Annotated in this window: 23 protein-coding genes; 11 read left to right on the plus strand and 12 right to left on the minus strand. The window is 69.9% G+C overall.

What is annotated here, in order from left to right:
- The first annotated feature begins 77 nt into the window (after positions 1-77).
- Positions 78-923 carry a VOC family protein gene (locus OG595_RS12205; protein WP_329271035.1) on the plus strand — a complete coding sequence of 282 codons (846 nt, stop codon included), beginning with the start codon at positions 78-80 and terminating at the stop codon, positions 921-923.
- Between the two features lie 184 nt (positions 924-1,107).
- Here the strand turns inward: OG595_RS12205 and OG595_RS12210 are convergent, their stop codons facing one another.
- The 5 genes from OG595_RS12210 to OG595_RS12230 all read right to left on the minus strand — a co-directional run bounded on the left by OG595_RS12210 (position 1,108) and on the right by OG595_RS12230 (position 5,314).
- The gene (locus tag OG595_RS12210) at positions 1,108-1,437 is read right to left on the minus strand and encodes a DUF952 domain-containing protein (protein ID WP_329271037.1); all 330 of its coding nucleotides are present in this window, start codon (positions 1,435-1,437) and stop codon (positions 1,108-1,110) included.
- Between the two features lie 83 nt (positions 1,438-1,520).
- Positions 1,521-1,730 carry a hypothetical protein gene (locus OG595_RS12215; RefSeq protein WP_329271039.1) on the minus strand — a complete coding sequence of 70 codons (210 nt, stop codon included), beginning with the start codon at positions 1,728-1,730 and terminating at the stop codon, positions 1,521-1,523.
- Positions 1,731-1,846: 116 nt separating this feature from the next.
- The gene (locus OG595_RS12220; RefSeq protein WP_329271041.1) at positions 1,847-2,494 is read right to left on the minus strand and encodes a GNAT family N-acetyltransferase; all 648 of its coding nucleotides are present in this window, start codon (positions 2,492-2,494) and stop codon (positions 1,847-1,849) included.
- A 175-nt stretch (positions 2,495-2,669) separates the two neighbouring features.
- Positions 2,670-3,917 (minus strand): family 2 encapsulin nanocompartment cargo protein polyprenyl transferase, encoded by a 1,248-nt coding sequence (locus OG595_RS12225; protein ID WP_443073333.1) that lies wholly within the window; start codon positions 3,915-3,917, stop codon positions 2,670-2,672.
- The gene (locus OG595_RS12230) at positions 3,908-5,314 is read right to left on the minus strand and encodes a family 2B encapsulin nanocompartment shell protein (RefSeq protein ID WP_329271046.1); all 1,407 of its coding nucleotides are present in this window, start codon (positions 5,312-5,314) and stop codon (positions 3,908-3,910) included. Before OG595_RS12230 ends, OG595_RS12225 begins: the two co-directional genes overlap by 10 nt.
- 273 nt (positions 5,315-5,587) lie before the next feature.
- On the opposite strand from OG595_RS12230, the gene OG595_RS12235 reads away from it, so the two are divergent.
- From OG595_RS12235 to OG595_RS12245, 3 genes are all read left to right on the plus strand, one after another.
- A complete protein-coding gene (locus OG595_RS12235) occupies positions 5,588-5,821 on the plus strand; it encodes a hypothetical protein (RefSeq protein ID WP_329271049.1) in 234 nt (77 codons plus the stop codon).
- Between the two features lie 146 nt (positions 5,822-5,967).
- Entirely contained in the window at positions 5,968-6,558 is a 591-nt protein-coding gene (locus OG595_RS12240) for an N-acetylmuramoyl-L-alanine amidase (RefSeq protein ID WP_329271052.1), read from the plus strand.
- A 214-nt stretch (positions 6,559-6,772) separates the two neighbouring features.
- The gene (locus OG595_RS12245) at positions 6,773-7,642 is read left to right on the plus strand and encodes a 1-aminocyclopropane-1-carboxylate deaminase/D-cysteine desulfhydrase (protein WP_329271055.1); all 870 of its coding nucleotides are present in this window, start codon (positions 6,773-6,775) and stop codon (positions 7,640-7,642) included.
- A 21-nt stretch (positions 7,643-7,663) separates the two neighbouring features.
- Here the strand turns inward: OG595_RS12245 and OG595_RS12250 are convergent, their stop codons facing one another.
- Positions 7,664-9,259, minus strand: a complete 1,596-nt coding sequence (locus OG595_RS12250; RefSeq protein WP_329271058.1) for a Na+/H+ antiporter — start codon at positions 9,257-9,259, stop codon at positions 7,664-7,666.
- Between the two features lie 94 nt (positions 9,260-9,353).
- On the opposite strand from OG595_RS12250, the gene OG595_RS12255 reads away from it, so the two are divergent.
- The 3 genes from OG595_RS12255 (at position 9,354) to OG595_RS12265 (ending at position 11,465) form a co-directional block, all read left to right on the plus strand.
- Complete coding sequence (locus tag OG595_RS12255; protein WP_329271061.1) at positions 9,354-9,614, plus strand: UBP-type zinc finger domain-containing protein; 261 nt, start codon at positions 9,354-9,356, stop codon at positions 9,612-9,614.
- A gap of 301 nt (positions 9,615-9,915) precedes the next feature.
- On the plus strand, positions 9,916-10,329 hold the full coding sequence (locus OG595_RS12260; protein ID WP_053744517.1) for an anti-sigma regulatory factor: 414 nt from the start codon (positions 9,916-9,918) through the stop codon (positions 10,327-10,329).
- Positions 10,326-11,465, plus strand: a complete 1,140-nt coding sequence (locus OG595_RS12265) for an RNA polymerase sigma factor SigF (RefSeq protein WP_329271066.1) — start codon at positions 10,326-10,328, stop codon at positions 11,463-11,465. Before OG595_RS12260 ends, OG595_RS12265 begins: the two co-directional genes overlap by 4 nt.
- Before the next feature lie 23 nt (positions 11,466-11,488).
- Here OG595_RS12265 and OG595_RS12270 read toward each other — a convergent pair whose 3' ends face one another.
- A complete protein-coding gene (locus tag OG595_RS12270; RefSeq protein WP_329271068.1) occupies positions 11,489-11,935 on the minus strand; it encodes a hypothetical protein in 447 nt (148 codons plus the stop codon).
- A gap of 218 nt (positions 11,936-12,153) precedes the next feature.
- Between OG595_RS12270 and OG595_RS12275 the strand changes: the two genes are divergently transcribed.
- Together OG595_RS12275 and OG595_RS12280 are read left to right on the plus strand one after the other, a co-directional pair.
- A complete protein-coding gene (locus OG595_RS12275) occupies positions 12,154-13,122 on the plus strand; it encodes a diacylglycerol/lipid kinase family protein (RefSeq protein ID WP_329271071.1) in 969 nt (322 codons plus the stop codon).
- A 319-nt stretch (positions 13,123-13,441) separates the two neighbouring features.
- The gene (locus OG595_RS12280; protein ID WP_006380970.1) at positions 13,442-13,699 is read left to right on the plus strand and encodes a WhiB family transcriptional regulator; all 258 of its coding nucleotides are present in this window, start codon (positions 13,442-13,444) and stop codon (positions 13,697-13,699) included.
- Positions 13,700-13,891: 192 nt separating this feature from the next.
- Here the strand turns inward: OG595_RS12280 and OG595_RS12285 are convergent, their stop codons facing one another.
- The gene (locus OG595_RS12285) at positions 13,892-15,367 is read right to left on the minus strand and encodes a sensor histidine kinase (protein WP_329271075.1); all 1,476 of its coding nucleotides are present in this window, start codon (positions 15,365-15,367) and stop codon (positions 13,892-13,894) included.
- Positions 15,368-15,882: 515 nt separating this feature from the next.
- On the opposite strand from OG595_RS12285, the gene nagB reads away from it, so the two are divergent.
- The gene (nagB, locus tag OG595_RS12290; protein WP_329271077.1) at positions 15,883-16,668 is read left to right on the plus strand and encodes a glucosamine-6-phosphate deaminase; all 786 of its coding nucleotides are present in this window, start codon (positions 15,883-15,885) and stop codon (positions 16,666-16,668) included.
- Between the two features lie 140 nt (positions 16,669-16,808).
- Here the strand turns inward: nagB and OG595_RS12295 are convergent, their stop codons facing one another.
- The 4 genes from OG595_RS12295 to OG595_RS12310 all read right to left on the minus strand — a co-directional run bounded on the left by OG595_RS12295 (position 16,809) and on the right by OG595_RS12310 (position 21,553).
- Entirely contained in the window at positions 16,809-18,302 is a 1,494-nt protein-coding gene (locus OG595_RS12295) for a glycoside hydrolase family 3 protein (protein ID WP_329271080.1), read from the minus strand.
- 9 nt (positions 18,303-18,311) lie between these two features.
- Positions 18,312-19,172, minus strand: a complete 861-nt coding sequence (locus OG595_RS12300; protein ID WP_329271083.1) for a carbohydrate ABC transporter permease — start codon at positions 19,170-19,172, stop codon at positions 18,312-18,314.
- Positions 19,169-20,167 carry a carbohydrate ABC transporter permease gene (locus OG595_RS12305; RefSeq protein ID WP_329271085.1) on the minus strand — a complete coding sequence of 333 codons (999 nt, stop codon included), beginning with the start codon at positions 20,165-20,167 and terminating at the stop codon, positions 19,169-19,171. The genes OG595_RS12300 and OG595_RS12305 overlap by 4 nt, the downstream gene beginning before the upstream one ends.
- Before the next feature lie 102 nt (positions 20,168-20,269).
- Complete coding sequence (locus OG595_RS12310) at positions 20,270-21,553, minus strand: extracellular solute-binding protein (RefSeq protein WP_329271087.1); 1,284 nt, start codon at positions 21,551-21,553, stop codon at positions 20,270-20,272.
- Positions 21,554-21,953: 400 nt separating this feature from the next.
- Between OG595_RS12310 and OG595_RS12315 the strand changes: the two genes are divergently transcribed.
- Positions 21,954-22,718 (plus strand): GntR family transcriptional regulator, encoded by a 765-nt coding sequence (locus OG595_RS12315; protein WP_329271089.1) that lies wholly within the window; start codon positions 21,954-21,956, stop codon positions 22,716-22,718.
- Positions 22,719-22,796: the final 78 nt, after the last annotated feature.

Here is a 22,796-nt window from a genome sequence, read left to right on the forward strand (position 1 = left end):
CGCGACGAACTGCGGGCAAAGCCTGTTCCTGGAAAAAACGCAGGTGACGTGGACGACCGTCACCTTACGATCACGCCATGAGCAACGGCTTCGGCACCGACAGCGGCATCCGCTGGACCTACGCCTTCGTCGACCGGCCCGTCGGCGATCTCGGCGCCGCCCAGGCGTTCTGGGCCGCCGTCACGGGCACCCGGGTGTCCGAGACCCGGGGTGAGCAGGGCGAGTTCGTGACCCTGCTGCCGGGCACGGGCGACGCCTGCGTCAAGGTCCAGGGGGTGGCCTCCGGGGACGGCGGCGCCCATCTCGACTTCGCCGTCGAGGACGTCGACGCCTTCGTCGGAGCGGCGTCGGCGCTCGGGGCGACGGTCGTCGGGGCGTACGACGGCTGGTCCGTGCTGCGCTCACCCGCAGGGCAGCTGTTCTGCGCCGTGCCCTGGCACGGGGAGGCGGTACGGCCCGCCGTGGTGGACGGCAGCCGCCTCGACCAGGTGTCCATCGACATCCCGCCCGCCGCCCACGGCACGGAAGTCGCCTTCTGGGAGCGCCTCACCGCCTGGGACTCCCTCGCCGGCTCGCTCCCGGAGTTCCACGTGCTCAGGCCTCCGGCCGGCCTCCCGGTCCGCATCCTCCTTCAGCGCCTCGGCACCGAGCGGCCCGCCGCCTCCGCCCACCTGGACCTGGCCTGCGCCGACATCGGGGCGACCGGCGCCCGCCACCGGCAGCTGGGGGCCACGGTCGTCGCCCGGCACGCCCACTGGACGGTCATGCGCGACCCGGCGGGCGGCACGTACTGCCTCACCGGCCGCGACCCGGAGACCGGCGGGCTGCCGAAGGCGACGCCCACGGCCGATCCCGCCCAGCGACCGATCCCGTATGCACACGCCACGAGCGTCGGAGCGGCCTCAGGCGCCGCCTCCGGGTGACCTCCCGGCGCGGCGGGCACGCGTACTCCGTGTCCTGCCGCGGCGCCGGCCCAGGATCGCTGTCGCCCGTCCTGTCCGGCTGCTCCGCCGCCGAGTCCCGCAGCCACACCGTGAGCGCACCCCCGACGGCCACCGCGACCACCCGGACCTCAACAACCGCCCGCGCTTCGCGACGGCCCGCGGCTCACCCCCAGGCCTCGACGTCGACCACGGCTGCCACCGGGATCGGCCCGTACACGTGCGGGAACTCCTCGCCGCCCGGGTCCGGGGCCTCGTACTTCAGGGGCACGTCGAGCAGTGCGGGGTCCACGACCAGCACCACCAGGTCGTCGGGGCCGTCGTAGGAGCCGTACAGGAAGGCTGCCACGGCCGGGAGTTGGGCTCGGGTCGAGCAGTGGACGAAGCCCTGCTCCCGGAGGGTGCGGCCACGCGTCGACATCTCGTACGCGCCTTGCTCGCGGGCCGCGTCCCAGAGGGAGCGTTCGGTGATGTGGAGTATGTGCGATGAGGACATGAACCCAACCTACGGGCCTGCCCGTGCCGCGCGTACACCGGCCGACCGGTGCTCCCGGCACGGCTCGCGGCCCGGACCCGGCCTCAGGGTTTCTCCGTGGCGGGCCGGCTCTTCGCCGCCGAACCGGCAGCGGCCTCCGCCTCGGCCTCCGGGTCGACGTACGCCTCGCACTCGGTGTTCCGGCACGGCCCGGCGACCCACTTGGGCACCCATGCGCCCAGGGTCTTGTACCGCCGCACCACCGTGGTCACGTGCTGCCCGCAGACGGGACAGTCGTGCTCTTCTCTGCCCATGCAATCAGGGTATTGCCGGAGGGACCGGGGCGCTCCCCACCGGTTCGGGGTTTTCTGCCGGGGGTCGCGCCGGAGGCGGCTGGTGGGGACCAGGGCCGGCGATCAGGGCCCGGGGATCAGGGCTGGGGCTCGCGCCACATGGGCCACATACGGGGGCCGTCCGGGAGTTCGAGGGGGCTGTCGAGGAGGTCGAAGCCGAGCCGCTCGTACAGCGTGCGGCTGCGGGCGCTGCTGGCCTCCAGGTAGGCGGCCAGTCCCTCCCGGTCGCAGCGGTCCAGGACGTGCTGGACGAGGGCGGTACCCAGTCCCCGGCCCTGGCTGTCCGGTGCGACGCCGATCATCCACAGGTATTCGTGGGCACGTCCGGAGGGGTGTATCCCGGCCGTGAGCTGCGCGATCAGCTCGACGCGCTCGTTGTCGGGATCGACTGCCTCACGCATCCGGGCGGCGTCGTCGCCCTGCCCGGTCTCCCCCTCTACTCCCTCCTCCTTCTCCTCCCCGTCGTTCTCCGCGTTCTCCGCGTGGGTGTCGGCGGGGACGGACAGCCACAGCGCGCATGCCGTGCCGTCCTCGGTGAGGTCGACGCGGCCCTCGGCGAGCACGATGTCCAGGAAGGCGGCCATCAGTCTGGGATGCGTCGCGCGGCGGTGATCCGGGTCCGGGAAGACCCAGCCGCTCACCGGATCGTCCTGGAACGCCCCGTCGAGCAGCCGGACGACCAGCTCCCGGTCGTCCTCGCCCGCCGTACGTATCGCCACGCCCATGCCCGCCCCTTTTGTCTCAACCGCCGTTGATCTTACGGCGGTTGAGCCTAACGGGTGAGGGATGTGTGACGGGGCCCGCACACCGTGGGGATGTGCGGGACCCGCCAGACCGGAGCGCCGCGCCGGGACGTACGGAGTCAGGGCCGTACGCCCCGCCGCGGGTGGCTCCGGGGTCTCAGGTGGTGCGGCGGGTCACGAACTCCGCCAGGGACAGCAGGCCGCCGGCCGCCTCCGGGTCGGGGACCGCGCGGGACAGTTCGTGTATCGCGCGGGCCATCCGGTCGGCCGCCTGGAGCTGCGCCCAGTCCCGGCCGCCCGCCCGCTCGACGGCGAGCACCGTCCGCTCCAGCGCCCCTTCCTGCCCCTCGTCGTACGGAACTCCGTACAACTCGGCCAGTTCGGTGGCCGCCGGTGTGCCGGAGGCCAGTGCGGCGACCACGGGCAGGGACTTCTTGCGGGCGACCAGATCCGCCCCGGCCGGCTTGCCGGTGCGGCTCGGGTCCCCCCATATCCCGATCACGTCGTCGATGAGCTGAAAGGCGAGCCCGGCCTCCCGGCCGAACGCGTCCATCGCCTCGACGTCCTCCGCCGACCCGCCCGCGTACAGCGCCCCGAGCGCGCAGGCACAGCCGAGCAGTGCGCCCGTCTTGGCCTCGGCCATGACGAGGCACTCGTCGAGGGTGACCTCGTCGGGGCCCCGCTTCTCCATGGCCGTGTCCGCGTGCTGCCCCTCGCACAGTTCGACGACGCAGGACGCGAGCCGGGCGGCGGCGGTGGCCGACGCCTGATGCGGGTCCTCGGCGAGCAGCCTCAGCGCCAGGGCCTGCAGGGCATCCCCCGCGAGGATCGCGTCGGCGTCGCCGAACACGGTCCACGCGGTGGGCCGGTGTCTGCGGGTGGTGTCCCGGTCCATGACGTCGTCGTGCAGCAGGGTGAAGTTGTGGACCAGTTCCACCGCGGCAGCCGCTCGCACGGCCGCCTCCGGCCGGCCGCCGAGTGCCGCGGCGGCGGTCAGCACGAGGGCCGGGCGGATGGCCTTGCCCGCGTTGCCCGCCGCCGGACTGCCGTCCGCGTGCTCCCACCCGAAGTGGTAGAGGGCGACGCGGCGCATGGACCCGGGCAGCGACTCGATCGCCGCGCGCAGCGCGGGATCGACCACGGTCCGGGACTGTTCCAGGATGAGAGCGGCGTCCTGCCCGTCCGCCCCGCCGGACGCCGTCCTCTCCTCCCCCTTCCCCCGTACGGGTACGGGGGATGATCCCCCCTGCCTCGCGTGCCCTGTGCCCACGGCCGGCCGCTCCCGTCCCCCGGACTCCGGTGATCGCTCCGAAGGCCTCTCCGCCGGACTGCCGATGGGGTTCCGCCTCTCCGGATCCAGAGTCCCGATGGTCTCGGCCGGGCCGTGGGCCCGGGTCATCGCCAGCGGCCGATCTCGACGTTCTCCAGCACTCCGAGGGCGTCCGGCACCAGGACTGCCGCCGAGTAGTAGGCCGTCACCAGGTAGTTGATGACCGCCTGTTCGTTGATGCCCATGAACCGCACGGACAGGCTGGGCTCGATCTCGTCCGGGATGCCGGCCTGCTGGAGCCCGATGACCCCCTGCTCGTCCTCGCCGGTACGCATGGCGATGATCGAGGTCGTACGGGCCTCGGTGACCGGGATCTTGTTGCACGGGAAGATCGGCACCCCGCGCCAGGTGGGGATGCGGTTGCCGCTCATGTCGATCGTCTCGGGGACGAGTCCGCGCTTGTTCAGCTCACGGCCGATCGCGGAGATCGCGCGCGGGTGGGCGAGCAGGAACTTGGTCCCGCGCCGCCTGCTGAGCAGTTCGTCCAGGTCGTCGGGGCTGGGCACGCCGTCGTGCGGCTGGAGCCGCTGGTCGTACTCGCAGTTGCTGAGGAGCCCGAACTCCCGGTTGTTGATGAGTTCGTGCTCCTGGCGCTCCTTCAGTGCCTCGACCGTGAGCCGGAGTTGCTGCTCGGTCTGGTTCATCGGCTGGTTGTAGAGGTCGGCCACGCGGGAGTGGATGCGCAGCACCGTCTGGGCGATGCTCAGTTCGTACTCGCGGGGCTTCGCCTCGTAGTCGACGAACGTGCGCGGGATGTCCGCCTCGCCGTGGTGACCGGCCGCGAGGTCGATCTGCTTCTCGCCGTACCTGTTGGCGCTCTGCTCCGGGATCGCGCTCAGCGCCCGGAGGTGCTCGCGCAGCGAGTCGGCACGCTCGGCGACCTGCTCGAAGTGCTGACGGGAGAGTGTCAGCACGATGCATGTGGTGACCGCGCGGGCCGTGTACTCCCACAGGGCATCGGGGTCGAGGAGCGCCTGGTCGCCGAAGTAGGCGCCGTCGGCCAGCATGCCGAGTTCGGTGTCGTCGCCGTACGGGCCCGTGCCGATCTTCTCGACCTTGCCGTGGGCCAGCAGGAACACCTCGTCGTTCGCGCTGCCGAAGGAGGCGATCTCCGAGCCGGGTGCGAACTCCCGCTGCTGGCAACGCCTGGCCAGTTCGGCGAACACCTCCTCGTCCTCGTAGTCCCGCAGCGCCGGCAACTCGGACAGTTCGGCGGGGACCACTTCCACGCGGTCGCCCGTCTTCACGAACGTCAGACGGCCGTCTCCCACGGAGTAGGTGAGCCGCCGGTTCACACGGTATGCACCACCCTGCACGTTCACCCAGGGAAGCATCCGCAGCAGCCAGCGTGAGCTGATCTCCTGCATCTGGGGTACGGATTTGGTGGTGGTGGCCAGATTCCGCGCGGCCGAAGTGCCGAGACTCTGCTGCGGCTTGTCCTGCTCCGTGCGGATCTCTTCGCCTACCGACATAAAGAACTGCCCTCCCATTAACGCGTAATGCGCCGGTGCGGCGACCCCCCTCGGGTGTGCTCCGCATCGGACGCCTGCGCGCACCAGCCTTCCTCACCGAGCGTGTCAGTGCTATTACACGAATGAGCGGGAATGGATCATTGCCGAAGTGGGCACATGGGAGTTCTTCGCCAGCTCGTTCGACCCGGCGAACGGGAAATGCCTCTCCAGGGGAACTTCAAGATCGGGCCGGCCGTTGGAACAGACGACGGACGACGAACTGAGGAGACACCGATGGCAGGCTTCCTGGACCGCGCCAAGGAACAGGCACAGCGCGGCCTGACGCAGGGCAAGCAGAAGCTCGACGAGGTGCAGGCCCAGCGGGCCGGCGGCGACCTGCTCAAGAAGGTGGGCGCGGCGTACTACGCGGAGCGACGCGGCAGTGGTTCCCCCGACGCGACACAGCGGGCCCTTCAGGCCCTGGAGAGCCACATCGCGGTGCACGGGGACTCGTTCCTGCACCAGTGACAGCCGGTGACGCCGTATCGGCGCCGCTGACCGGATCGGCTCGCACGCCGTGCGAACAACTGGCCCCCGACCGTCGGATTCCGGTACAAGCTGCGGTATGAGGCGGTCACGACCGGTGACCGTCGCGCAGCGCGAAGGAGACGGTCATGGCCCCACCCATGTCCGCTGCCGACTTCCTGGACCGGCTCAGGGAAGAAGGCGTCGTCGTCGTCGAAGTGGGCGACTGGGTCCACCACAACCGCAACCACAAGGGTCCCTGGGGCCCGGTCCACGGCGTGATGATCCATCACACGGTGACCGAGGGCAGCGAGTACACGGTGGAACTCTGCCGGGCGGGCTACGCCGAGCTGCCCGGCCCCCTGTGTCACGGCGTCATCACCAAGGACGGCCGTGTCCATCTGGTCGGCTACGGCAGGGCCAACCACGCGGGCCTGGGCGACGACGACGTCCTGCGCGCGGTGATCGCGGAGAAGGCGCTGCCGCCGGACAACGAGGCCAACACCGACGGCAACCGGCACTTCTACGGCTTCGAGTGCGAGAACCTCGGTGACGGGGCGGATCCCTGGCCGCAGGCCCAGCTCGACGCCATCGAGAAGGTCGCCGCGGCGGTGTGCCGCCACCACGGCTGGACGGAACGGTCGGTGATCGGGCATCTCGAATGGCAGCCCGGCAAGATCGATCCCCGGGGCTTCACCATGCAGTGGCTGAGGGAACGGGTACGGGACCGTTTGAAGTAGGGGCTTTCCCCGCCCCCGCGCCGCGGCCCCTGCCCGCCCCACCCCATCCCCATCCATCCCCCTACCGTTCCCGGGGGCTGCGCGCCCGGGCCCCCGCTGCCGGCCCTGAAGGGCCCCGTCCACAAACGCCGGACGGGCCGGCGGGGGCGCGCCGACACTGGAGACCGCACCCGTGTCTCGTGTCCTGAACCCCGGACCGGTCGACAATGGCCCCGTGCCTCTCCCCAGCCCCCTCCAGGAACTCGCGGACCCCCGCTTCGCCCGTCGCTCCCTCCGGCTGCTCCTCAAGCGCGACGACCTGATCCACCCGGACCTGATCGGCAACAAGTGGCGCAAGCTGGTCCCCAACCTGGACGCCGCCGCCGGCCGGCCGATCCTCACCTTCGGTGGCGCCTACTCCAACCACCTGCGTGCCACAGCCACCGCCGGCCGCCTCCTGGGCCTGCCCACGGTCGGCGTGGTCCGCGGTCAGGAACTCGCCGGCCGCCCCCTCAACCCCTCCCTCGCCCACTGCGCGGCGAACGGCATGCGCCTGCACTTCGTCGACAGAACGACGTACCGGCACAAGACCGACCCCGACACCCTCACCGCCGTCCTGCGGGCGGCCGGCGCCGAGGACGCGTACGTCGTGCCGGAGGGCGGCAGCAACCCTCTCGCCGTACGCGGCTGCCGCGCTCTGGGAGAGGAGCTGCGCGGCCACGCCGACGTCGTCGTCGTGGCCTGCGGCACCGGCGGCACCCTCGCCGGCCTCGCCGCCGGCCTCGCCCCGGAGCAGCGCGCCCTCGGCGTCCCGGTCCTCAAGGGGGGCTTCCTGGACGCGGAGATACGCGCCCTCCAGGACCTCACCTTCGGCGGGCCCCGCGGCTCCTGGACCCTCGACGACCGTTTCCACTTCGGCGGCTACGCCCGTACGCCTCCCGAACTGCACGCCTTCGCCGACGACTTCGAGGCCCGTCACGACGTACCCGTGGAACGTCTCTATGTCGCCAAGATGCTCTACGGACTTGTCACCCTCGCCGAGGAGGGCGCGTTCGCGAACGGAACCACCGTCGCGGCGGTGATCACGGGCCGCCCGTTCCCGTAGCCGACCGGAACGGGCCTGCGTCTACTCCGCCTCCCTGAACGCCGCCGCCTCCTCCAGGTCCAGCCGTCGCAGCAGGGTCCGCAGCATCTCGTCGTCGATGTGGCGGCCGTCCCGCAGCCGCACGAACACCTCCCGCTCCGCGCTGATCATCTCGCGGGACAGCCGCCGGTAGGTGTCGTCCACCGTCTCGCCGGTCACGGGGTTGACCGAGCCCAGCCGCTCCCAGACGGCGTTCTGTCTGCGCTCCAGCACCATGCGCAGCCGGTCGGCCAGCGGGGGCGGCAGCGTGTTGCTCTCGTCCTCCAGCAGGCCCTCCAGGCGCCGCTGTGCCGCCCTGGACGCCTGCGCCTGGGCGTTCGCCTCCGCGAGCGTCTCGGCCTGCGCGTCCCGCCCGGGCAGCTTCAGCAGCCGGAGCAGGGGCGGGAGTGTCAGACCCTGGACGACCAGGGTGCCGATGACCGTCGTGAAGGTCAGGAAGAGCACCAGGTTCCGTTCCGGGAACGCCTCGCCGCCCTCCATCGTGAGCGGGATCGAGAAGGCGATGGCCAGCGAGACGACCCCCCGCATCCCGGCCCAGGAGATGACGAACGCGCCCTTCCAGGTCGGGTTCGGTTCGCGTTCCCGGATCCGCGCCGACAGCAGCCGGGGCACGAACGTCCCGGGATAGACCCAGGCGAACCGGGTGACGACGACCACGACGAAGACGGCGACCGCGTACCAGGCGGCGTCGGCACCCTCGTACTCCCCAAGTCCTTCCAGGACGACCGGCAGTTGGAGCCCGATCAGGGCGAAGACGGTCGATTCGAGTACGAAGGCGACCATTTTCCAGACCGCCTCCTCCTGAAGGCGGGTCGCGAAATCGACCTCCCACGCGCGGTGACCCAGATAGAGCGCCACGACCACCACCGCGAGGACCCCGGAGGCGTGCACCTCCTCGGCGACCGCGTACGCCGCGAACGGGATCAGCAGGGAGAGGGTGTTCTGGAGCAGCGCTTCCTTCAGGTGGGTGCGCAGCCAGTGGATCGGCATCATCAGGACCAGCCCGATCCCGATGCCGCCGACGGCCGCGAGCAGGAACTCGCCGATCCCGCCCGCCCAGGTCGCGCCCTCCCCGACGGCCGCCGCGAGAGCGACGCGGTACGCGGTGATCGCGGTGGCGTCGTTCACCAGGGACTCGCCCTGGAGAATGGTGGTGACCCGCGACGGCAGCCCCACCCGGCGCGCGATCGCCGTCGCCGCGACGGCGTCCGGCGGGGCCACCACCGCACCGAGCACCAGCGCGGCGGTCAGCGGCAGCCCGGGCACGATCACATAGGCGGCCCAGCCGACGACGAGGGTCGCGAAGAGCACGTACCCCACCGACAGCAGTGCCACGGGCCTCACTTGCGCGCGCAGGTCGAGGTACGAGCTGTCGACGGCCGCCGTGTACAGCAGCGGGGGCAGCATCAGCGGCAGGACCACATGCGGGTCGAGCGCGTAGTCGGGCACCCAGGGGACGTACGCGAACACCAGGCCGGCGGCGACCAGCAGCAGCGGGGGCGGAACAGGGGTGCGGCGGCCCGCGGCGGCAATGGCGGCGCTGCCCGCGACCAGCAGGAGCAGTGGCATCACATGCATCGGTTTCGGCCCACTCTCGTTTCCACCCACCCTGGCATCCGCGCACTCCGGCTTTCCGCGCGGCCCACCGCACAGCCGTCGTAACCTGGCAATCATGAAACAGTGCACGCATGCCGACGCGCTGCCGCTCCCGGAACCCCAGCCGCAGAACGAGACCTGTCCGGAGTGCCTGGCGGCCGGAACCCACCCGGTGCAGTTGCGCCTCTGCCTGGAATGCGGCCATGTCGGCTGTTGCGACTCCTCGCCGATGCGCCACGCGACAGAGCACCACAAGGAGACCGGGCACCCGGTGATGCGGACCTTCGAACCCGGCGAGAGCTGGCGCTGGTGCTTCGTCGACCACGTCCTCGTATGACCTCCGGCCCGTGTGAGCAGGGGCATTGGTGACCGAGGGCGTACTCGTGTGACTCTGGATCCGGACGGTTCGACCGTCTGACGTCTGGGTACGTCAACCCGGCGCGCGCTCTTCCCAATTGGGCCCGCAGACCCCTAGCCACTGTGCGTATTCACAGGTTTACTATGAGTGACGACAAAGGGCTGGGGTCCCGGGACAGGAAAGTCGAGAGCGCGGTAGCGTCACCGCTGAACCACCTATCGCGTTACCCGGGGGGCGACCCTCGGCCCCCGAAAGAGCTTGTACCACCTTGGAGGTGAGGGTGTCCCAGTTCGCAGGCGAGCCCGCGACCCAGGACTTCGTCGAAGTCCGGCTGCCGGCCGCGGGTGCCTACCTGTCGGTGCTGCGTACGGCCACGGCCGGCCTCGCGGCCCGTTTGGACTTCACCCTCGACGAGATCGAGGACCTGCGCATCGCGGTGGACGAGGCCTGCGCGATCCTGCTTCAGCAGGCCGTGCCCGGCTCCGTACTCAGCTGTGTGTTCCGACTGATCGACGACTCCCTGGAGGTCACGGTCTCGGCCCCGACCACGGACGGTCACGCCCCCGCGCGCGACACCTTCGCGTGGACCGTCCTGTCGGCCCTCGCCGGCCAGGTCGACTCGACCGTGGCCGAGGACAAGACCGTGTCGATCAGTCTCTACAAGAAGCGCGGCGCGGGACCCGGGCCGGCGTGAGGAACGGGGACGGGCCGGTGCGGGACGAAGAGCGCGGCACACGGGAGCTGCCCGCGGCGGGCAGCGACGGCCCGGACGGGCAGCGGAGCACGGCGGACGCCATTTCCGGCATCGCCGGTATCTCCGGCATCCCCGAGCAGGCCCGGCCGCACCCGGAGGAGAACCCCCCGGAGGCGGGCTTCATGGACGACGGGCAGCTGGATCGGGAAGGTGCCGTGCAGAGTGCGCCCCTGGAAGGGCCAAGTGAGCTCTCCCCTGTTCGAGCCGACGCTCGGACTCCGGGAGGGTCGACGGGCGGGACGATGAGCGAGCACGAACGAGACGACGCGCAGGGCACACAGCAGACGGCACAGCCGTCGGCGCAGGCCGCACAGCACTCCCCGACGGACCGCAGCGGAGCGCGCGCCCTCTTCTACGAGCTGCGCGCACTGCCGGACGGCAGCGCCGAGTACGCGGAGCTGCGCAACCGGCTGGTCCGTATGCATCTGCCGCTCGTCGAGCACCTCGCGCGCCGCTTCCGCAACCGCGGTGAGCCGCTGGACGACCTGACCCAGGTCGCGACGATCGGCCTGATCAAGTCGGTCGACCGCTTCGACCCGGACCGCGGTGTCGAGTTCTCGACGTACGCGACCCCGACGGTCGTCGGCGAGATCAAGCGGCACTTCCGTGACAAGGGGTGGGCGGTCCGCGTCCCGCGCAGGCTCCAGGAGCTGCGCCTCTCGCTCACCACGGCGACCGCGGAGCTCTCGCAGCGGCACGGCCGCTCCCCCACGGTCCACGAGCTCGCCGAGAAGCTGGGCATCTCGGAGGAGGAGGTCCTGGAGGGCCTGGAGTCGGCCAACGCCTACTCCACGCTGTCCCTGGACGTTCCCGACACGGACGACGAGTCCCCGGCCGTCGCGGACACCCTGGGCTCGTACGACGAGGCCCTGGAGGGCGTCGAGTACCGCGAGTCGCTCAAGCCTCTCCTGGAGGATCTCCCGCCCCGCGAGAAGCGCATCCTGCTGCTGCGCTTCTTCGGCAACATGACGCAGTCGCAGATCGCGCAGGAGGTCGGCATCTCCCAGATGCACGTCTCCCGCCTGCTGGCCCGGACCCTGGCCCAGCTGCGCGAGAAGCTCCTGGTGGAGGAGTAACCCGAAGGGCATCCCCTCGGGATCTACTCGGATTCCCTGCCGGGCCCCCGGATCCCGAGGGCCCGGGTCGTCTCCTGGTTCACCAGCAGCACCAGCGCGGTGACCGCCACGACACCCAGCACGATCCCGCCCGGGATGGCCACACTGTCGGCCCGGAGCAGGTTGTAGGCGACGGGCAGCGCCATGATCTGCGTGATGACGGCCGGCCCCCGGCTCCAGCTCCGCCGCCCCAGCAGCCCGCGCGCGGCGAGCAGCGGCAGCAGCGCGAGCACGATCAGTGTGACGCCGCCGGTGACGGCCTGCTGCCGGTCGTCCGGGTCGCCCGTCAGCCCCAGGACGAGGATGAAGGCCCCGCCGACCATCAGGGCGAGCCCCTCCAGAGCGGCGAGCACGGCCGCCGCGGTCAGCCGCAGGGGCCGCGGCCCCGTCGGTTCGAGGGTTTCCGGGGCGGGGGTCTGCTCAGCGCTCACCCGAGAAGGGTAGCCCTGGACGTCAGGGCGCTCGGCCCGCGCCCATGGGGGCGCGGGGCTGTGACACATCGCGGCTCCAACGCGGGGCGCGACCGGCCACAACGCACCCGCGGCCTCCTGCGGCGTTTCCCGCGGAGCGCCCGGCTCACGCCCCCTGCTTCTTACTGATCCCTAACCTGCCCTGGGCCGAGTACCACCGAGTAGGTACCCTGCTTCGCATGCGTGCACTTCTCGTGGTCAATCCGGCGGCTACCACCACAAGCGCACGTACGCGCGATGTGCTGACCCATGCTCTCGCGAGCGAGATGAAACTCGAGGCGGTCACCACCGAGTACCGGGGGCACGCGCGTGACCTCGGCCGCCAGGCGGCGGAGAGCAAGGACATCGAGCTGGTCGTCGCCCTCGGCGGCGACGGGACGGTCAACGAGGTCGTGAACGGCCTTCTGCACAACGGGCCCGACCCGGACCGGCTGCCCCGTCTGGCCGTGGTCCCCGGCGGCTCCACGAACGTCTTCGCCCGCGCCCTCGGTCTGCCCAACGACGCCGTGGAGGCCACCGGCGTCCTTCTGGACGCCCTGCGCGAGGACCGGGAGCGCACGGTGGGCCTCGGTGTCGCGAGAGGCACACAGGGCACCGAGGACGAGTCGGTGCCGGAGCGCTGGTTCACTTTCTGTGCCGGACTGGGGTTCGACGCAGGTGTGATCGGCCGGGTGGAACAGCAGCGGGAACGCGGCCGTAAATCCACACATTCCCTTTACCTGCGGCAGGTTGTGCGCCAATTCCTCGGAGAGGCCAACCGCCGGCACGGCACAATCACCCTGGAACAGCCGGGCATTGATCCGGTGACGGATCTGGTGCTGTCCATAGTCTGCAACACGTCCCCGTGGACGTATCTGGGCAATCGTCCGGTGTACGCGTCACCTAAGGCTTCGTTCGATACCGGGCTCGACGTACTCGGTCTCAGCCGCATGTCGACGGGCGCGGTTGCCCGGTATGGCATGCAGTTGCTCACTTCGTCCCCCGAACGGGGACCCCATGGCAGGCACGCCACCTCCCTGCACGACCTGACGGACTTCACCTTGCATTCGAAGGTCCCTCTGCCCCTCCAGATGGACGGCGACCACCTGGGACTGCGAACGAGCTTGACGTTCACAGGCGTACGCCGTGCACTGCGTGTGATTGTGTGAGCGGAACGGGCTAAAGTCCTTCCACTCGAACGTTTAGGCCAGGGTCCACCCCATGGAAGTACGGCTGTGACTGAGCCGACACCGAGGAATCAAAAAAAACTTTCCGGTAGGGGTTGTATCCGCCGCTGAGGTTTGCGAGTCTCTACGTGGCGCTCGGGACGGCCCGCAACACCGGCCACCACAGAGAGCCAGAACCCCTCCTCACTTCAAAGGACCACATCAGTCCGTCTGATGATCGGCCCTTCACTTGTTGGGGGATTCGTGAAAGCGTTCACATTCACAAGCAACGTGCATGTAATACCAAGGAGAGGTAGCAGCCATGGACTGGCGTCACAACGCCGTTTGCCGCGAGGAAGACCCGGAACTCTTCTTCCCCATCGGCAACACCGGTCCTGCGCTGCTGCAGATCGAGGAAGCCAAGGCCGTCTGCCGCCGCTGCCCCGTCATGGAGCAGTGCTTGCAGTGGGCGCTTGAGTCCGGCCAGGACTCCGGCGTCTGGGGTGGTCTCAGCGAGGACGAGCGCCGTGCCATGAAGCGTCGCGCCGCCCGCAACCGGGCCCGCCAGGCAACCGCCTGACAACCCACCCCGTAACAGCCTGAGCTTGGCGGCGCGTACAGCGAGTACGCATCTCCCGCCCCCGAGCCGCAGCGCGCAGTGCCCCCGATGCGCATGACAACAAGCATCTGAGCCCCGGACCGTCCCATGGTCCGGGGCTCATCGCTGTACCCGGGCCCGTCCCCGCACTCGGGCTCAGCCGCCGTGCGCGCGCTACTTGTTGGCGCGCACCGGGATGTCGAGGATCACCTGCGTACCCCGCTCGGGCGCCGGCACCATGTCGAAGGTGCCGCCCAACTCCCCCTCGACCAGCGTCCGTACGATCTGCAGGCCGAGGTTGCCGGAGCGGTGCGGGTCGAAGCCCTCGGGCAGGCCCACGCCGTCGTCCTGGACGGTGACGAGGAGGCGGGCCTCCTTGCTCGTGCCGCCGCGGACCGCCGAGACCTCGACCGAGCCGGTGTCGCCCGGTCCGAAGCCGTGCTCCAGGGCGTTCTGCAGGATCTCGGTCAGCACCATGGAGAGCGGGGTCGCGACCTCCGCGTCCAGGATGCCGAAGCGCCCGGTGCGCCGGCCGGTGACCGTGCCCGGCGAGATCTCGGAGACCATCGCGAGCACACGGTCGGCGATCTCGTCGAACTCCACGCGTTCGTCCAGGTTCTGGGAGAGCGTCTCGTGCACGATCGCGATGGACCCGACCCGCCGCACGGCTTCCTCCAGGGCCTCGCGCCCGCGCTCCGACTCGATACGCCGGGCCTGGAGGCGCAGCAGGGCGGCCACCGTCTGGAGGTTGTTCTTGACCCGGTGGTGGATCTCCCGGATGGTCGCGTCCTTGGTGATCAACTCTCGCTCGCGGCGGCGCAGTTCGGTGACGTCCCGGAGCAGGACGAGCGAACCGATGCGCGTGCCCTTGGGCTTGAGGGGAATGGCGCGGAACTGGATGACCCCGTCGACGGACTCGATCTCGAACTCGCGCGGCGCCCAGCCGCTGGCGACCTTGGAGAGCGCCTCGTCCACCGGGCCCCGGGACGGAGCGAGCTCGGCGGTGGTCACGCCCAGGTGGTGGCCGACGAGGTCGGCGGCGAGGCCGAGGCGGTGGTAGGCGGACAGCGCGTTGGGCGAGGCGTACTGGACGATGCCGTCGGCGTCGAGCCGGATCAGTCCGTCGCCGACCCGCGGCGAGGCGTCCATGTCGACCACCTGATTGGAGAAGGGGAACGATCCGGCGGCGATCATCTGGGCCAGGTCGGAGGCGCTCTGGAGATACGTCAGCTCCAGTCGGCTCGGGGTCCGGACGGTGAGGAGGTTGGTGTTGCGCGCGATGACCCCGAGGACGCGTCCCTCCCGGCGCACGGGGATCGACTCGACGCGGACAGGGACCTCTTCGCGCCATTCCGGGTCGCCCTCGCGCACGATCCGGCCCTCGTCCAGGGCGGCGTCCAGCATGGGGCGGCGGCCACGGGGTACGAGGTGGCCGACCATGTCGTCCTGGTACGAGGTCGGGCCGGTGTTGGGCCGCATCTGGGCGACCGAGACATAGCGGGTGCCGTCGCTCGTGGGGACCCACAGGACGAGGTCGGCGAAGGAGAGGTCGGAGAGCAGTTGCCACTCCGACACCAGCAGGTGCAGCCACTCCAGGTCGGAGTCGCTGAGGGCGGTGTGCTGGCGTACGAGTTCGTTCATGGAGGGCACGTGTGCGAGCGTACCCGCCGGTCCGGACATGGCCGGAAAGCACAGGCCGCCGGGGCCTCGAAGCGGGCCCGGAAACACCCGCGGGCCGCGGCGCCTGAGAGGGACCCTCAGCCCTCCCGGCACCGCAGCCCGGAGCAGCAACGGCCGTGGGGTGTGCGGTCCCGGTCGGCCGATGGATGAGGAGCCGGCGCAGTCAGGGCAGAGAGCCCCGGTTCCTCGATCCGTCTTCCTGTGCGGGGAAGACGGAGGCTCTGGTCGTATGTCTCTCTACGTATTGTGGACTAGACCATAGGTTGTGTCCACGCGTTGGAGAGTGTTTGTTGTTGTGCCTTCACGAGCGGGCCCGACACCTGAGGGCCACCCGGGGGAACTAGTCGGACGTCCAAGCTTCCAGCATGCAGCCTAGCCCTGTTGGTTCCTGTGCGGGGGTGGATCGCCGGGCCAATTTCCGCCGTTACCACAGTCTGTTAGATTGGTCTAAACCACACGGCTCAATCCAGATCGGCAGGCCCAGCGTGGAAGTTGTCATCGTTCCGGACGCCAAGGCGGGTGGCGAGCTCATCGCCGGGGCCATGGCACAGCTGCTCCGGCACAAGCCGACCGCCCTGCTCGGCGTGGCCACCGGTTCGACGCCGCTGCCCATCTACCAGGCGCTCGCGGCCCAGGTGGGTTCCGGTGCGGTGGAGGTGTCCCGGGCGCGGATAGCCCAGCTCGACGAGTACGTGGGACTGCCGGCCGACCATCCGGAGTCGTACCGTTCGGTGCTGCGGCGCGAGGTGCTGGAGCCGCTCGGGATCGGCATGGACGCGTTCATGGGCCCCGACGGGACCGCCGAGGACGTGCGGGGGGCGTGCGAGGCGTACGACAGGGCGCTGGCCGAGGCCGGCGGCGTCGACCTGCAGTTGCTGGGGATCGGGACCGACGGACACATCGGGTTCAACGAGCCGTGCTCGTCGCTGCGCTCGCGGACCCGGATCAAGACGCTGACCGAGCAGACCCGGATCGACAACGCGCGGTTCTTCGACGGCGACATCGGTCAGGTGCCGCATCACGTCATCACGCAGGGCATCGGCACGATTCTCGAGGCTCGGCATCTGGTGCTGCTTGCGACTGGCGAGGGTAAGGCCGATGCCGTCGCGGCGACCGTGGAGGGGCCCGTTGCCGCGGTGTGCCCCGCGTCTGCGCTTCAGCTGCATCCGCACGCGACGGTGGTCGTCGACGAGGGTGCGGCTTCGAAGTTGAAGCTTGCGGATTATTTTCGGCACACCTTTGTCAACAAGCCTGACTGGCAGGGGATTTAAGGGATCTGTGCGTCTGCCGGGTTCGGTTTTCCGCTGGGTGCGGGTCCGCTGTGGCTTGTCGCGCAGTTCCCCGCGCCCCTAGAAACAGGTGCCGGTCCCCCTCTCCTGGAGGGGGACCGGCGTTCTTGCCGTCGTCCGGCCTACTCCCCCGTGATGATCTCCGCCGCCGCCCGGCCGCAGACTCGGGCCGCGCCGTGGGTCGCGAGGTGGACGGCGCCTCGGCGGGGGGACTGGGGGACGCCCATCTCGACGACGATCGTGTCGGGGCGGGCGGCGAGGAGGGTGTCGAGGGCCGCCGACATCCATGGGTGACGGTGTTCGTCCCGGACCACGGCCACGATGCGGCTCGGTCCCGCCTCGGCCAGGGCCGCCCGGGCCGCGGCCTCGCCGGTGAAGGTACCGGTGCGGGTGCCGGGCAGCAGGCGTACCAGCTCGGCCGCCACACCCCACGGGGTCTCGTTGCCGACGGCGAAGTTCGCCACGGGGGTGAAGGCGGCCACGTACGGGGGTTCGCGGAGGGGTTCGAACGGCGCGGAGTCCGCCGGGTACGTCGCCTCCACGGCGCGTCGGGCGGCGAGGAGGCCGACGTCGGCGGGCCGCCGGGCGGCGGGCTCCTGCGGTGGTGTCGCCGTCCAGCGGGCCAGGGTCCGGACGCGTTCCGCCGCGTCCGCCAGGCGTTCTTCCGGGAGTTCGCCCGTGCGGACGGCCCTGACCAGGGCGTCGCGCAGGAGGCGTACCGTCTCGTCGTCCGCGAGGCCGCCGCCCACGCAGATGGCGTCGGCACCGGCGGCGATGGCGAGGACGCTGCCGCGTTCGATGCCGTAGGTGCCCGCGATGGCCCGCATCTCCATGCCGTCGGTGACGATCAGCCCGGTGTAGCCGAGTTCGCCGCGCAGGAGGTCCGTGAGGACGGGGTGGGAGAGGGTGGCCGGGCGGTCGGGATCCAGCGACGGGATCAGGATGTGGGCGCTCATCACCGCCCTGGTGCCGGCGGCGATCGCGGCGCGGAAGGGGGCGAGTTCACGGTCGAGCACCACCGAGCGGCTCGCGTCGATGCGCGGGAGGGCGTGGTGGGAGTCGACCGACGTGTCGCCGTGGCCCGGGAAGTGCTTCGTGCAGGCGGCGACGCCCGCCGTCTGGAGGCCGGTGACGTATGCCGCGGTGTGGCGGGCGACCAGTTCCGGGTCGGCGCCGAAGGAGCGGACACCGATGACGGGGTTGGCGGGGTTGGAGTTGACGTCCGCCGACGGGGCCCAGTTGAGGTTGACCCCGCAGGTCCGGAGACGGTGGCCGAGTTCGTACGCCACCTGCCGGGTCAGCTCGACGTCGTCGACCGCGCCCAGGGCGTGGTTGCCGGGGAAGGAGGAACCGGTGTGGACCTCCAGGCGGGTGACGTCACCGCCCTCCTCGTCGATCGCGACCAGGACGTCGTCGCGTTCGGTGCGCAACCGGGCGGTGAGGGCGGCCAGTTGGTCGGGGGATGTGATGTTGCGGCCGAACAGGCCCACGGAGGCCAGGCCTTCGCCGAGGCGGCGGAGCAGCCAGTCGGGGGCCGTGGTGCCGGTGAAGCCGGGCTGGAGGACCGTGAGCGCGTCCCGGGTGAGGGTGTCGGGGCGGCGGGCGAGTGTCGTCATCGGGTGGGGTTATCCCTTCACGGCGCCCGCGGTCAGGCCCGCGGCCATCTTGCGCTGGACGAGGAGGAAGAGGACGACGATCGGCACGGCCATCATCGTGGAACCGGCCATCATCGGGGCGTACTCGGTGCCGTGCTTGGTGGTGAAGTTGCCGAGCCAGACGGTGGCGGTCTGGTTCTTCTGGCTCATCAGCATCAGGGCGTACAGGTACTCGTTCCAGGCCTGGATGAAGCCGTAGACCGAGGTGGCGACCAGGCCGGGGGCCAGCAGGGGGAAGACGACGCGGAGGAAGGCGGTGGTGCGGGAGCAGCCGTCGACCATCGCGGCCTCCTCCAGTTCCTTCGGGATGTTGACGATGAAGCCGCGCAGGGTCCACACCGTGAACGGAAGGATGAAGGTGAGGTAGGTGATGATCAAACCGGACAGCCGGTCGTACTGGTCGAGGTCGTTGAGCAGCAGGAACACGGGAATGATCATCGCGACCAGGGGGACCATCTGCACGGCCAAAATGCCGACGATGACGACCTTTCGGCCGCGGAAGGCGAAGCGCGAGATGGCGAGGGCCGCCAGCATGCCCACGACGATGCCGATCACCACCACCGTCAGGGACACGACGAGGCTGCGGCCGACCGGGCCCCAGAAGTCGGCGATGTTCAGCGCGCGGCGGAAGTTGGCGAGGGTGAAGCCCGTCGGCAGCAGGCTCGGGTCGGGGTCGATCGCGTCCTTCGCCGGCTTGAACGCCGTGTTCAGCATCCAGTACACGGGGAAGCCGGCCGTCAGGAAGACGAGCAGGCCCAGCAGGTTCCAGCCGGCCTTCGACTTCCGGGGCTTCCGGGACAGCGCAGGGGCTGCCGCGCTCATGCCGCTCATTCGACGTCTCCGATCTTCAGCATCTGGCGCATGTAGACGGCGACGACACCGAGCAGCAGCACCACGGTGAGCAGGGCGATCGCCGAGCCCTGGGCGTAGTCGTTGACGGCGAAGGCCCGGTCGTAGGAGTAGGTGGTCAGGAGCTGGAACTCGGCCTCAGGGTGGCCGTTCCGCATGACGAACACCTGGGGGAAGACACCCATGTCCCAGATGACCGACAGGGTCGTGAGCATCACGATGATCGGCTTGAGGATGGGGAGGGTGACGTAACGGAAGACGCCCCAGGCGCCCGCGCCGTCCAGCCGGGCCGCCTCCTCCAGTTCCTTCGGGACCTGGGTGAGGCCCGCGCCGAGGGTGATGACCACGAACGGCACCGCGCCCCAGACGACGAGCAGCATGATCACGGCCAGGCCCTGCGGTCCGCTCGCGAACCAGTTGTGGCCGATCAGCTCGACGCCGGGCAGCCTGCTCAGCAGCGCGTTGACGATCCCGTAGTCGGAGTCGAACAGCCACTTGAAGACGGTGGTCGCCACGATGATCGGCATGCCCCAGCCGGCCACCAGGACGATGTTGATGAGCGTCTTCATCCAGCCGCTCACCCGCTGGAGCAGCAGGGCGATCAGCATGCCGCCGACCATCGTGAGGACCACGCACCCGACGGCGAAGACGATCGTGCGGACGACGACGTCCCAGAACTCGCTGTCGCCGAGCACCTTGCCGAAGTTGTCGAAGCCCACCGACTCGGCCGGCTGGAAGCCCCACAGCTGGGACTGCCCGAACTTCTGGAAGGACAGGGTGACCAGACGTACGAGGGGATAGCCGAGGACCAGCGCGAGGATCAGCAGACAGGGGGCGAGCAGGGCCCACGGAATCGCGGCGGTGGCCCTCGGGGTCCGCCTCGCGGGTGGTGCGTCGGTGCCGGGCGGCGGGGTCGGCGGTGTGTGCCGCGTCGACGGCGGCAGCTTGGCAGGGGTTGTCGTTTCAGCGGCACTCATCCGCGCGCTCCTCAGCGGTCCCTCAGGTCGTACGGTCGTTGCGGTCGTCCAGGTCCTGCGGCGAGCGGGGCCCTCCCCGTGACAGGGCCCCGCCTCGGCTCGCTACTTGACGTTGATGACCTTGTCGATCGCCGCGTCCGCTTCCTTCGCGGCGGCCTCGACCGACTTCTTGCCGGTGCCGATGCTCTGCAACATGGTCTGCAGGATCTGGGCCTTCTCGACCTGGCCCCAGCCCGGTGCCATCGGCACGAACCAGTTGGACTCGGCCGCCGTGGCCGGGACCGCCGTCGCCGGGTCGCTCTTGAGGGTGGCTAGGTCGGTCTTGTTGTTGGGCAGGTTGCCCTTGGCGATCAGGCCCTTCTGGCCGCTCGGTCCGGTGTAGGCGTTGATCCACTCGGCGGCGAGCGTCTGCGCCTTCGACTTCACCGGGACGGCGAGGTCCGAGCCGCCCAGGAAGACCGGCATGTTCTTGCCGGACGGGCCGGGCATCACGAAGTTCTCGGTGTTGCCCTTGAGCTTGCCGGTCTTGTCGTTCTCCGGCGTCTCGGCGGTCGCGCCCTCCCAGGCGGCGGCGAAGATCATGCTCGTCTTGCCCTGGCCGTAGACGATGTAGCGGTCGGACTCATCCTTGGTCTTGTCGCCGTGCATGTACTTGTCGATGACGTTCTTGAACTCGGTGAGGCCCTTGACGGACTCCGGGGAGGAGAGGCTCGCCTTCCACTGGCCGCCCGACTCCTCGGCGATCGAGCCGCCGGCGTCGTAGACGAAGGACATGGCGGCGTACCAGTCACGGGTGGGCTGGTACCAGGCGTTGTACTTGTCGCCCTCCTTCTTCTGGATCTTGTCCAGGGCGGAGGTGAGTTCGGCGTACGTCTTCGGCACGGACTTGACGCCGACCGAGGCCGCCACGTCCTTGCGCCAGTTGGCGACGCGGCCACCGGCGTAGTAAGGAACGCCGTACGTCCTGCCGTCGTAGGTGACGGAGGCCTTGAGGCCGTCCAGCCAGGCTGCCGAGTTGTCGAACCTAGCCGGGTCCAGGGGGGCGAAGGCGCCCTTGACCATGTAGCCGAGCATCTCGGTGTTGCCCATCTCGACAACGTCGGGGGCCTTGTCCGTGGCGAGGACGGCGTCGAGCTTGGCGTTCTTGTCGGGCCAGCCGTAGTACTCGTGGTTGATCTTGATCCCGGGGTGCTTCTTCGTCAGGGTGGCGTCGGCGGCCTTCACCAGCTCCGGCCAGTTGTTCTGCGCGTCCACGGTCAGCCAGACGGTCAGCTCCTTGGCGTCAGCGCCCGAGTTGTCCGAGCCGCCGCCATCACTGTCCCCGCATGCCGCGATGGAGACCATCATGCCCGCGATACCGATCGCGGCTATCAGCTTGCGCTTCACGCCAACCTCCTCAGGAGCTGGACCAATGGTGTAGACCAGTAGGCGGAGCTTGGCTCAGACCAAACAACGTGTCAAGGGTGCGGGAAAGCCTTTGACCAGCCGTTATGCGACCTACATATGCAGGAACCTTTAAGTAAGAAAGTGGCGGAAATACCCCGCACACCCATCCGGCACGAGGTAGACCACTTCGAAGGAGCGCCGAGGCGCGGCCTTGGGCGGGGCTTTCCCTGCGGTGGACTAGACCAGCGAGGGGCGTGAAGGTATACAGAGGGGATCACGGAGCGCGTGAGGGTCCGCAGAGACCATTCACAGGTCAATGACGGCGCCGACCGTGCCACGATGTGGACGTGGACCGGCGGGATGCCGGCCGTGGCAGCACCAGGAGCCGGGAAGGCGGAGCATGAGCACCGACGTGAGCAGTGCGGAGAACGAGGGTGGGGCTACCGTCCGTACCGCGCGCGTGCCCAAGTACTACCGTCTGAAGAAGCATCTGCTCGACATGACGGAGACCCAGTCGCCCGGCACCCCGGTCCCGCCCGAGCGCACGCTGGCGGCGGAGTTCGACACCTCCCGCACCACCGTCCGCCAGGCCCTCCAGGAACTGGTCGTCGAGGGCCGGCTCGAACGCATCCAGGGCAAGGGCACCTTCGTCGCCAAGCCGAAGGTCTCCCAGGCGCTGCAACTCACCTCGTACACGGAGGACATGCGCGCCCAGGGCCTCGAACCCACCTCGCAGCTCCTCGACATCGGCTACATCACCGCCGACGACGCCCTCGCCGGGCTGCTCGACATCACGGCGGGCGGGCGCGTCCTGCGGATCGAGCGGCTGCGGATGGCGAACGGCGAGCCGATGGCCATAGAGACCACCCATCTCTCCGCGAAGCGCTTCCCCGCCCTGCGCAGGTCGCTCGTGAAGTACACGTCCCTCTACACGGCCCTCGCCGAGGTGTACGACGTCCACCTCGCGGAGGCCGAGGAGACCATCGAGACCTCGCTGGCCACCCCGCGCGAGGCCGGTCTGCTCGGCACCGACGTGGGCCTGCCGATGCTGATGCTGTCCCGGCACTCGCTGGACAAGGACGGCCAGCCGGTGGAATGGGTGCGGTCTGTCTATCGGGGCGACCGGTACAAGTTCGTCGCGCGGCTCAAGCGGCCGATCGACTGATCCCCCGCCCGACCTCCGCGCTCTGACACATTCCCCTCACCTGTACGGGCCATCCGTTATGCGGGCGGGGTTACATAA

The organism is Streptomyces sp. NBC_01451, from assembly GCF_036227485.1.
Classification (GTDB): Bacteria; Actinomycetota; Actinomycetes; order Streptomycetales; family Streptomycetaceae; genus Streptomyces.